The sequence below is a fragment of the Companilactobacillus muriivasis genome (assembly GCF_036246245.1).
Classification (GTDB): domain Bacteria; phylum Bacillota; class Bacilli; order Lactobacillales; family Lactobacillaceae; genus Companilactobacillus; species Companilactobacillus muriivasis.
Window position 1 is genome coordinate 182,544 of record NZ_BTTQ01000006.1, and the last position, 11,447, is coordinate 193,990.

Consider the following 11,447-nt stretch of genomic DNA (forward strand, 5'->3'; position numbering starts at 1 on the left):
AATTGGTGCGTTCCAATTATTGGAAACTCTTACTTATTTGCTAAATCAACGAATGAATCATACTTAAAGTACTTATAATGCAACTTCATCGTCGAAAATTCGAACGGTGTTCCATCGTCTAAGAAGAAAATACCTTCCATCAATCCAACCGGTTCATTTTCAGCTAAATGTAACAATTCCTTACCTTCAGCATCTGATGGTTCCGCCGAAATATTCAAGTAAGTTTTATTAACTTCTTTGCCTAATTCTGATTCTACATAATTGAAGATAGATTCAGAAGCAATTTGCTCTGACAATTCAGGTGCTAACTTGATGGGAATATAACCAGTTTCAATCATGAATGGCACATCATCCAACAGACGCAAGCGTTTGAAGGCATAGACGAACTCTGATGGTTTGAGAAATAAATTGTCCTGTAAATCTTTACTTGGGTGCACAACGTCAAAACTCAAAACTTTTACACCCGGCTTTTGTCCGTTAGCGTTGAAACTGTCAGTGATACCAAGATTTTTTCCACTGTAATTGAAAGACGAACCTTGCTTCAAATACAACGGATTAACAAATGTTCCTGAACCACGTTTTTTAAAGATGATTCCTTGATCAGCCATTAAACCTAGAGCCCGTTTGATAGAGCTGCGGCTGACACTATAACTTTCTGCTAAAGATCTTTCATCAGGTAAACGCATATCTGAGAATTCCCCAGCATCAATTGATTTCTTTAATGATGTAATAATTTTTTGATAAACTAAATCGGCCATTACATTTCCTCATTTCATAATTGGGTCGCACCAATTTTTGACATGGTGATTATCTTTTACTTTAGTTACATCTTATAACATATTGGAGTTAGATACCAAAAATTTACTGGTATGGTTTTTCTTTGCCGTCTCCGGTTGTCAGAAATTTTCGCCTGCTGTGGGACCGGCTCGAGCCAAAGTTCGGTCTCGACCCTCGCTTTTGAACTTCGAGAAAACCACTCGAATTTCAAAAGACGTCCTGTTATGTAAGACTGGAAAACCGCCAGTCTAACATAACTTCCACTGCTGGCGAAATTTCTGACAACCGGAGACTAATTTTTTTAGCTAATTGATATTTAACTGGAATATTTGATTTATCTGAATACAAAAAACTAAAAAAGCAAAAAAATAATGGATGAAATGTTATCCGAAAATCTAACATTCCATCCATTATTATCAATTTATTATCTGATATATATCACGGTTCAATTCATACTATTAATTAGTCGGAAGAGCTGAGAATATTTACCCACTGTGGGTGTGGCGTTATGGCTTTAGCCATTACACCACCGGGCGCGTTTGAAGACTTACCGTACTTTGGTAAGGCTCCAAACCGAGGTTCGAGACCGCTTTTTGGCTCGGACCGGTCCGCATAGCGGGTAAATATTTCTCAGCTCTGGAGACGGATTTAGTTCAAAGTAGCGAATTCTTGTTTTAGAGCTACTTCGAATTCTTTTGGTTCTTTTTGATTCTTGATCAAATCTTCTGTCATCTTAACTGAGTAAACTGTTCTGTTACCGTATGGTACAAAATACATTACTTTATTAGTTAAGTCTAAGACTGTTTGATATTGTGTATAGCTTGGGTCGCCATTGTCTTTCAAATTAACGCCACGAGGGATTGTTACACTATCAAGCATGTGCAAAATGGTATTTACAGCTTGCTTAGCATCCTTAGGTTCTTCTGTATATGTTCTGTTGTAAGCAGTTCTAACGAAACGATCAACGGCTGTGTAACCACCTGGTAGTCTGAATGTACCGTTTGAACCTAGTGGAATAACTTCTTGATCACCGAACATCTTAGTCTTAAAGCCTTTTGTTTGAGCACCAAGGTAGTTAGCTAGATTAGTCTTGTGCCAGTCATAATTAGGAGTATTAGTCATAACCCCAACTTTGTCTTCTTCAAGAATTAGGCCATTGCCTTCTGGTTCAAGGACATAAGTTGCCCCTGTAGCATCACTGAAAATGAAGTGTAATGGTTGATTTTGACCCATAACACCAGCATCTGAATCAATCAAACGAACTTCCTTCAAATTTTCACGGAGTTCATCAATGTTCTTGTTGTTACCCAATGCCCAAAGAATAAATTCTTCAGCGACAAGGTTCATTTTTCCTTCAGTTGGTTGTTCATCGTACTTGGCTGCGTTTGAGAAGTATAATTCGGCAGCGGATAAGCCATATTCATTGAAACCATCGGCTACCATATAGTTGTTACCATATTTTGCACCTGTTCCCATGATTGCGTAATCCGTTGTATAAACTGCTTGATCAAATGATGAGATCCATTTGTAGTTTTCTGGTAAAAAAGTTGGACGACCATTCAATTCGAAGGCGAAATCCATTGTTCTTGCTAAAAATTTTGAACCATCTAAGGCTCCTAGGCTAAGACTTGTGCACATATATCTGTACTTCCTTTCGGGATAATTCCTAGTTAAATTATTAAATTAGTTATTAATTTTTTTATTCCTTTTCATTATTCTACTAAATTAACGCATAATCAAGAATTTTAATTTATGAATTTTAAACAAAGACATTTAATTGGAAAGTGGGTCATCTCCAGGACTGAGCATATTCACCTGCTATGCGGACCGGTCCGAGCCACAGTACGGTCTCGCACCTCGGTTTGAAGCCTCGCAAAAACCGCGAGTCTCCAAACACGCCCGGTGGCGTAATGGCTAAAGCCATAACACCACACCCACAGCGGGTAAATATGCTCAGTCCTTCCAATTAATTTATCTTTTAATCTATTATTCGTAACTTTAAGACTAACTCAGGTTTCCTTCCGAATATACTAGTCCTTAAATGGATGATTAATAAGTATAATTATCATTTTCTCAATATAAATAAGATGAATTAGACAAATCATCTATTAAATATTCAACTAAATAATGACTTTAGATGTCATATATTTTGTAATGCAATAAATATAACTCAGAGTAATTTAGCCAACAAATACATTAGCTGGAGATTGTGTGGAATGGCGAACGCTGTGGCAGTGGAGTTAGGACGGGGGTTTTCCCCGTTCTTATTCCACTAGGACGTCTTTTGAAATTCGAGTGTCTTTCTCGAAGTTCAAAAGCGAGGTTCGAGACCGCCCTTTGGCTCGAACCGGTCCTCATAGCGAGAACCATTCCGCACAATCTCCAGCGGCCCCAAAAGCCAATCTTTAAATGCTTAAATTTTCCAGTTCTATGATATGGTTTCGGTATAAACAATATTTGGAGGATAATTTCATGACCGTTGACATAAAAAAAGCTCAAGACGTTTATAAAGATGCCGGTGAAAGTGTTATTTTCGCAACTTTATTACTGAACCATAATAATCAAGCCGATGAAAAAGATGCTATCGCTGAATTCTCTGACTTATCTAATTCCATAATTAATAGTATGCGTATTCGTGACCCTGAGGCTCAAGCCCATATTGCTTGGGGATTTGGAGCTGATGCTTGGGACTATCTCTTCCCAGATGCACCAAAGCCAAAACAATTATCAACTTTCCAAGAAATTAAGGGTCCAAAATATACTGCCGTTTCCACACCCGGAGATATTTTTATTCATGTTCGAGCCAAAAATATGGCCGTCTGCTATGAATTAATGGATCAGTTCATGGGTATCTTGCGTCCAGTTACTTCAGTTGAAGATGAAACTCATGGTTTCAGATACCTCGAAGGACGTTCAATTGTTGGTTTTATTGACGGAACTGAAAATCCAGCTGGCGTTGAATCAATGGACTACACGCTAATTGACAACGATGAAGAATTTGCCAACGGTTCATATGCCTTTGCCCAAAAGTACATTCACAACATGGATGCTTGGAAAAGTCTCTCAACTGACGAACAAGAAAAATCAATTGGTCGTCACAAATTTTCTGACCGCGAACTGGCTGATGATGAAAAACTTCCTAACGCTCACAACGTTATTTCCAAAGATATGAAAGATGGAATTGAACACAAAATTGTCAGAATGAATGTACCTTTCTCCGACCCTGTCAAAGATATTACCGGAACTTATTTCATTGCTTATACCAAAGATTTCTCAATCACCAAGCGTATGCTGAAAAATATGTTTACTAAGAGTGATCGTCTTTTAGACTTCAGTACAGCAGTCAGCGGAACGTTATTCTTCATCCCTTCAAAAACTACTTTAGAGAAAATTGCTGAAGGTGAATATTAGATGTTTCTTGTGAAACAATTGTTTCATGCATCGATTGTAGCTTCTAGTTGAAACTATATAACTCAAAAACGACTGTCATAGAAAAACTCTTCGACAGTCGTTTTTATTTATACTTTTTAGATTAAAACTCTAACGATTATATGGCATTTTAATCCATTCATTTCCCCCGACTTGAATATATTGATATCCATCTGGATATTTCATTGTTTGTCCCATCCTCCAATTACCCTTTGGCAACACTTGATCAGTTTCATTCATTGCGTAAGAATCTGGGTCAAATTTAAATATTGTCATATCACTATCAGTATCAAGATCATAAACATATTTATCAAAAACAAGAACAACATCGCTCGCTTTAACCCATTCATTGGTTGCAACACGATTATACCCTGCGTATAGATTAGGATCACTTGCTATTTGATCACTATACCAATTTGTATTAGCCGCTAATAATCTATCAGTAACCGGTGAAAAATCAAATTTAGGCCATCCTTCATGAATAGAATCTGGATACTTATTCCCAGTGGCATACAACTTTGATGCTCTTAAAGTATGCACGTAGTCTGCCTTAACTGCTTGACTAAAGCTTCCAAAAGAAATAAATGCTAAAGCTGAAACAAGTACAAATCTAACAAACTTTTTCATTCTCTTCACTCTCCCTCGTTGTTTAGAGGAATGGTAGCATCTGACCAACAATTCAAAATACACTAAAACGCAAGTAAATTTTATTTTATTTTAGATTATTGGTTGTGGTATTTTTTACATCGTGCTATAGTTTTTCAATTTTTAATCAGACAAAAGAAGCCAGAACTTCCAAAACAATACTTGGAAATCCTGGTTTCTTATTTATCTATTTTTATTAATAGCCGAAACAATCAACATCATTGGTCGGCGCATTTCATCCTTCATTCCCGGAATATCCATCATACTTTTTGATGGCATTGGTTCAACGACCTGCGTAATTTGGAAATTATTTTTAAGCAGTCCATTCAAATAAGTTGTCAAAGTCTTGTGATACTTAACAACCGTTTCATCTAAAAAGTCAGTTTCTCGTTTACCTTCATAAAAATAATTATCAACCGGAAAATCTTTAATCTGACCATTACTGTCATAATTCCACTCTTCACTGCCTTGAGCAGTAAAAATCGGATGTTCAACTGAAAAGATGAACGTTCCATTCGGTTTAAGATAATAACCAATCTTTTTTACAATATCGTCAAAGTTTTCTACATAATGCAAAGCTAGTGAACTTAGAACAATATCAAATTTATTATCTTCAAACTTTATTTTAGTAATATCATCATGCACGTAAGTTATCTTATCACTCACAGTTTTAGAACGAGCAACGTGCAACATTTTCTCAGACATATCGACACCAACAACTGCACTGGCACCTTTATCCACAGCATACCGATCATGCCAACCGTAACCACAGCCTAAATCCAAAACTACCTTATCTCGGAAATTTGGCAACATTGGCTTCAACATACTCCACTCGCCAGCACCAGCTAATCCATTCTTGCTACGATTCATCTGACTATATTTATCAAAGAATTTTTCATTGTCATATATATTTTTCATAATACTCTCCATGTAGTTATATTTTTATTCGTGTACCACATGGAGTAATACTCTTTTGAAAGCTATCATTATTTGCCTCCTAAATTTTGCTACAAGTAATTTATTTAACTAATAAATGGGACTATACGTTATAAATGACTTTATTATATTTAAAATGATTGAATATTTCCAATCTGTAGAAACAATAAAAAAAGCATTGTACATCACATCAGAAAAAATCTGAATATTTGTACAATGCTTTAGCAATATAGCTATCTTAATTGAGCTTCATTTAATATTTGAGCTAATCTGAATACTAAAACAGACAAATTAGTCGGAAGAACTGAGAATATTTACTAGCTGTGGGTGTGGTGTTACGGCTTTAGCCGTTATACCACCGGGCGAGTTTTGAAATTCGCGTACTTTGCGAAGTTCAAAATCGAGGTTCGAGACCGCACTTCGGCTCGGACCGGTCCGCATAGCAGGTAAATGTTCTCAGTTCTGGAGACGGACAGCAACCACTTATTCAGCTCGTCTTAAATTTTTAATAAACATTAATGATGTTAAAACCATCAAAAATCCTGAGAATGCTAAGAAAATTCTTCCAACGAAGAATCCGGGATCTACGGTCATTTCAATGATACTGAGAATCATTGAAACAAGGACCAAAAGAAAAATACGCTTAAACATAATAGAAGTCCTCCCCTATTTGATAAGGCGATTATAACAATTTTTTACCCTAGGTACTACTACTTTGGAAATATCACGAATATAGCTGCGAAAAAGACGATGGTACCAGCTGATAAGGTCAGATAATATATCAATTCCCTCTTAGCTCTGAAAGACACGGTCATTATGGCGATTCCGACAATGAACATCAAAATTGATAAAATTATTTGCATTTATTATCCTCCCTCATGTTGATATTTATTATACTTAGGTTACAATACATTATGCTTTTTATATAAATAATTTTTGAAAAAATTAAGTTTTGGAAACTTATTTGTTATTTTTTGTATAATTATCTTTTTTAACAGTACTTTTATCTTTATACTATATAAGGACTAATTTTTTGTAGGGGAAACGTAAATGGCCGTATTAAAACGTGTATTTTCAGATAGGGTGTTGTGGATCGCTGGTGCCGCAGCAATTTTGACATCTATCTTCATTAGTCCACCTCAATTGATGGACATAAATTGGAAGACGCTCGCATCGCTACTATCTATGATGATTATAATCCAAATTTATGATTATTTGGACTTTCTTAAATATTACGCGGCGTATATGACGCATAAAGCGAAAACTACGCGACAAATGATATTTATGTTAGCTTCATTAGCTTTTTTTGGAGCTATGTTTTTAACCAATGATGTTACGATTTTAACCTTAGTACCATTATTTTATCAACTTTCCAAACATATAAAAGTCAACCCAATTTTCCCAGTGATCATCATCGCGATGGCCGCTAACCTTGGAAGTATTTTTACGCCGTTTGGTAATACCCATAACTTATTCCTGTTGACGCACTTTAATTTAGGAATTAAACAATTCTTTATCATGTCTACTCCGATAACGATTGTTACTTTCATAGCAGTCTTCTTAGCCACCCGATTCTTTCCAAAGGATCCAATCGAGTTGACTGAGTTGCCTGCCGTGGAATTAAATATTCCTAGTTTAACTTTAACAGTCGCTGTCACAGTAGTAATCTTCCTTGGAATTTTTTCAGTTATCCCAATGTGGGGTTCATTGATTGCGGCACTATTGCTGGTGATTTTCATCAATCCGCATATTCTTGAATCAGTTGATTATTCTATCGTGCTGATATTCATGTGTTTCTTTATTGCCGTTGGTAATATTAACCGTGAGCCAGCAATCGTTAATAATCTACATCAATTCTTGCAAACAAGAACAAGCACTTACTTAACATCGATTATTACCAGTCAATTCATTAGTAATGTTCCAACGACTATCTTAGTTTCCAAGTTTTCTAAATATGTTCACGCCATTTTCTTAGGTACGAATATTGGTGGACTTGGTACTGTAGTTGGTTCACTTGCTAACTTATTGGCCTTCAAACAATACAGATTTTTCTTTAAGAAAGATCCTGGTAAGTATTTATTGTACTTCACAATAATCAACTTTACTATGTTGATTATCATTGGTACTATCGGGTATTTCTTGATTGATCTTGGACTTTAAAGTCACTCATATTATGGGTGGCTTTTTTATTTTGCTTTTTGCTTTGAATGCCGCCTCCGATTGTCAGAAATTTTCGCCTGCTGTGGGACCGGTTCGAGCCAAAGCTCGGTCTCGAACCTCGCTTTTGAGCCTTGCAAAACCGTCAAGTCTCAAAAGTCGTCCGTGCTGTAATGGCTGAAGCCATTACAGCACCTTCACTGCTGGTGAAATTTCTGACAACCGGAGGCTGGGGTTTTAAATAATTCTGAGTTGTTAGTTTAAGATTCAAGTAATCTTCATACGAACCCAATATCCAATTCATTACATATCCTCGATATCCGAGAATTAAGATAATGGATTAAGTAATAACCATTAAATAACATCCAACAACACATTAGTCGGAAGAGCTGAGAAGTATTTCATCCGCTATGAAAGTGGCGTTACGGCTTTAGCCGTTACACCACCGGGCGAGTTGGAGACTTTCCGGTCTTTGGAAAGGCTTCAACCGAGATTCGAGACCGTACTTTGGCTCGAACCGTACCGCATAGCGGATGAAATACTTCTCAGCTCTGGAGACGGCAAGCAAAAAAGCAGCACCGACAATCCCTAAAGATTGTAAGCACTGCTTTTTGTTCTATTTGACTAAAAACCACTTGATTCTATGAATTTACTGGTTTTTTATCTCTTAAGTTAAAGTTCTTCCATTTTCTAACTTGTCTACTGTAGTTATTGAATGGTGAAACGGCGTTTATTCTGATCCATTTAGCTACTGGCCACATTGCTTTAGTTGTTGCCCACTTACGCTCGCCAGGTGTGAACAACTCGTCGTGTGACATATCCTCAATCCAAGCTATCAACTCAGCTACAACACTGCCAAGTTCTGCTTTTTCGTTCTCGATGCCATCTGAACCATATTTGATATTGAAATCATGGTATAACTGACGCATTTGATCCCATTTGTAGCCAGGAGTAGGTGTGGTAATTTTGGCCCCACCAGCTTCAGCTTTCTCCCATGACAAAATCATATTAATCCAACCAACTTGATATGAGAGCATCTCTCTAGGTGTCTTGTCCACCTGATCAATTCTTTCATCAGCAACATCATCGCTAATTCCCTCATATTCATCAATGAATTTATGATAACTCTCTTTAATCTGGTCTATCAATTCTTGTGAATTTTTATATACCTGCATACATTCGCTACCTTTCATTGATTTTTCCCAAACTGGGAAAGTCCCAATATCTATTATAGCCTTGAAATTGTCACTATGGGGAAAAAACGCTCATGATATAGCAAATTTGTTGTTAGAAAACGTTTTATTTGTGTTATATTAATAAGTTATGCAAAATTTTCTTCCTTGATTTGGGGAAAATTCTTTTAGAGGGGCGTGGAGTTTGGACGTTTGGTTATTGAAATATCTTAAATTTATTTTTATTTTTGTAAAAAGACTGATTTTTTTAGTTTTTGTATGTAAAAAGCAGATAGTTTTGCGACTTGAATTATTCAAGGGCTGATCATCTGCTTATTTTTTCTATATTTTGGATTGTTGATTCTTGGATAGATTAACTTTAGGAAGAACTTTTTTGGTTCCTTAAAGTTAGTTCTCTTTTCCACTGTCTTTGTATTTTAGACCTTGTTTAAATATGCAGTGGCTCTAAAACGAGCTACACAAGGGCAACTCCTTCCGCTTTTCATAATTAAGTAAATCACACGCAAAACCAGCGTGTAATTCACTTAATTACGAAAATGCTCGGGAGCTGACCGCCCTTGTTTCACTCTCTATAAATTTGGATCCATCTTAAATGTCAACTTCGACAACTCTGTCCCTTGTGTAACCAAATCTGCAAGGTGGGCTTTTGTTGCATCGTTAAAATGTTTTGCTATCTGATGATTTTGTTCGGTTAGGTAATCTGTCAATTCTTGGCCTGTCATACTTGCTATTTCTTTATCAACGGCAGCTATCTTTTGTCTTGACCATGATGCTAGTTCTTTTTGATAGTCCAAATTAGCCGTAGCGAACTCGCTGTAATGGCTTTCGACAATCATTGACAATGATTCATATAACCAATATGCGCTCTTTAAATCTAATTTCTCGGGCACGTAGCTGTATGATTCATCTGTATCATCTGCGTTGGTGAAAAATGGCACGTATGGCGTGAAGCTTGGAATGCCTAATGCTTTCCACTCAATTGCGTTGGCAGCAGTCTTCTTGGAGTCACGCAATTGTAGGATGTGAGAGTTGGCTGTTCTTGATAATGAAATGGCACGGTAACGTTTCTTATCTTCCTCAGAACCGCCGCCGATTGGGTCAAACTTAGTTTCATTGTAGTGTGATGCCAAAATATATTGGATATCTTCGATGGAAATTTTCTTCTCTGGCTTTCTCAAGAATGGCAAATCGTCTGATTCGGGATCTTGCTCTATTGAAGGATTCAAAACTTTTTGACCATACCAAACTCGAGGTGTGTTGTAGTGACGGTCTTGTTTAGTACTTGTTCCAAAGATATGTCTGAAATTCCAACCGGTTAAATCTGGATTCAAATCATGTTCACTGACAAATTTTTGAATACCATCAGACCACATGTAATTTTCTGAATCGTTGAAATCAATATCTTCGATACCAATTTGATTGGCAGCTACTGCATAACAGTCGTCAGGGATTCTAATAGCAACCCAGTGATGTCCAGTAGCCAATTCCATATACCAAATTTCATCTTCATCGAAAAATTCCACACCATTACTCTCAGTTGAGCCATATTTGGCAATCAAATCGCCAAGATATTTCACACCTTCGCGGGCAGAATTGATGTATGGCAAAACTAAGGTTGTGATTGAATCTTCAGCCACACCGTTTTCAATCAATGGATCATATGCCAAAACCTTTTCATTGGCAGTAACACTTTCAGTTGCACTCATACCGACGTTTTTCTCATTGATACCATCCTCTTCATACCAACCCTCGTCTTGATTAGCATCTGGTGAAGAAGTATAGCGATAACCAGTTTCAGGCAATTCGACACTCAATTTGTTGTATGGTGATGTATACGTTTCATGACGTCCAGAAACTGCTGGTTGCACGAAAAATCTTTTAGGCCAGTTAGCTACAAAGTTATCTTCGTTACGTGCAATATAGTTAACGCCATCCATGGCAGCTTTTTTACCTACCATAATTGAGGTACAAGCCATGTGAGTCTGTTGTCTCATAATTTGTTTTAAGGTTGTAAGTATGCTGAATATTTAGAATATTTTAAATATTCAGCATACTTACAACCTTTAATTCCCCCTAGTTTATTTACTTTAAATGCTAACTTTTAAAACAAAGACAATGTCATATCCAATAATATTGAATTAGCATTGCCATTTTAATTACTTATTTTGTAATCCAAAATTTAACGAAAATTTCAATAACAAGTTAGCCACTTGGACAAAATAAATTGAATCCAAGTGATATCAGTATTTGAAGTTTATAAATATGTCTTTAAGCGCCACAGGAACTAGCAAAGAGTTCTTGTGGCGTTTT

At 36.5% G+C, this 11,447-nt stretch carries 11 protein-coding genes; 2 read left to right on the forward strand and 9 right to left on the reverse strand.

Annotated features, from left to right (window positions below):
- Positions 1 to 29: 29 nt before the first annotated feature.
- Positions 30 to 758 (reverse strand): GntR family transcriptional regulator, encoded by a 729-nt coding sequence (locus AAA923_RS08410; RefSeq protein ID WP_338216298.1) that lies wholly within the window; start codon positions 756 to 758, stop codon positions 30 to 32.
- A 667-nt stretch (positions 759 to 1,425) separates the two neighbouring features.
- Positions 1,426 to 2,415: a choloylglycine hydrolase family protein gene (locus tag AAA923_RS08415; RefSeq protein WP_338216299.1), complete on the reverse strand. Its 990-nt coding sequence runs from the start codon at positions 2,413 to 2,415 to the stop codon at positions 1,426 to 1,428.
- A gap of 834 nt (positions 2,416 to 3,249) precedes the next feature.
- Here AAA923_RS08415 and AAA923_RS08420 point away from each other — a divergent pair.
- A complete protein-coding gene (locus tag AAA923_RS08420; protein ID WP_338216301.1) occupies positions 3,250 to 4,188 on the forward strand; it encodes a Dyp-type peroxidase in 939 nt (312 codons plus the stop codon).
- 129 nt (positions 4,189 to 4,317) lie between these two features.
- Here AAA923_RS08420 and AAA923_RS08425 read toward each other — a convergent pair whose 3' ends face one another.
- The 4 genes from AAA923_RS08425 to AAA923_RS08440 form a co-directional block, all read right to left on the reverse strand.
- A complete protein-coding gene (locus tag AAA923_RS08425) occupies positions 4,318 to 4,842 on the reverse strand; it encodes a hypothetical protein (RefSeq protein ID WP_338216303.1) in 525 nt (174 codons plus the stop codon).
- Positions 4,843 to 5,034: 192 nt separating this feature from the next.
- Positions 5,035 to 5,772 carry a class I SAM-dependent methyltransferase gene (locus AAA923_RS08430; protein WP_338216320.1) on the reverse strand — a complete coding sequence of 246 codons (738 nt, stop codon included), beginning with the start codon at positions 5,770 to 5,772 and terminating at the stop codon, positions 5,035 to 5,037.
- 498 nt (positions 5,773 to 6,270) lie between these two features.
- A complete protein-coding gene (locus AAA923_RS08435) occupies positions 6,271 to 6,438 on the reverse strand; it encodes a hypothetical protein (protein ID WP_157492463.1) in 168 nt (55 codons plus the stop codon).
- A gap of 59 nt (positions 6,439 to 6,497) precedes the next feature.
- Complete coding sequence (locus tag AAA923_RS08440) at positions 6,498 to 6,650, reverse strand: DUF6095 family protein (protein ID WP_157492464.1); 153 nt, start codon at positions 6,648 to 6,650, stop codon at positions 6,498 to 6,500.
- Positions 6,651 to 6,837: 187 nt separating this feature from the next.
- Here AAA923_RS08440 and AAA923_RS08445 point away from each other — a divergent pair, with 187 nt between their 5' ends.
- Positions 6,838 to 7,947 carry an SLC13 family permease gene (locus AAA923_RS08445; protein WP_338216306.1) on the forward strand — a complete coding sequence of 370 codons (1,110 nt, stop codon included), beginning with the start codon at positions 6,838 to 6,840 and terminating at the stop codon, positions 7,945 to 7,947.
- Positions 7,948 to 8,089: 142 nt separating this feature from the next.
- Here the strand turns inward: AAA923_RS08445 and AAA923_RS08450 are convergent, their stop codons facing one another.
- The 3 genes from AAA923_RS08450 to AAA923_RS08460 form a co-directional block, all read right to left on the reverse strand.
- On the reverse strand, positions 8,090 to 8,248 hold the full coding sequence (locus tag AAA923_RS08450; protein ID WP_338216307.1) for a hypothetical protein: 159 nt from the start codon (positions 8,246 to 8,248) through the stop codon (positions 8,090 to 8,092).
- Positions 8,249 to 8,585: 337 nt separating this feature from the next.
- Positions 8,586 to 9,119: a ClbS/DfsB family four-helix bundle protein gene (locus AAA923_RS08455; RefSeq protein WP_041501186.1), complete on the reverse strand. Its 534-nt coding sequence runs from the start codon at positions 9,117 to 9,119 to the stop codon at positions 8,586 to 8,588.
- A gap of 587 nt (positions 9,120 to 9,706) precedes the next feature.
- Positions 9,707 to 11,131 (reverse strand): C69 family dipeptidase, encoded by a 1,425-nt coding sequence (locus AAA923_RS08460; protein WP_338216310.1) that lies wholly within the window; start codon positions 11,129 to 11,131, stop codon positions 9,707 to 9,709.
- Positions 11,132 to 11,447 lie beyond the last annotated feature (316 nt).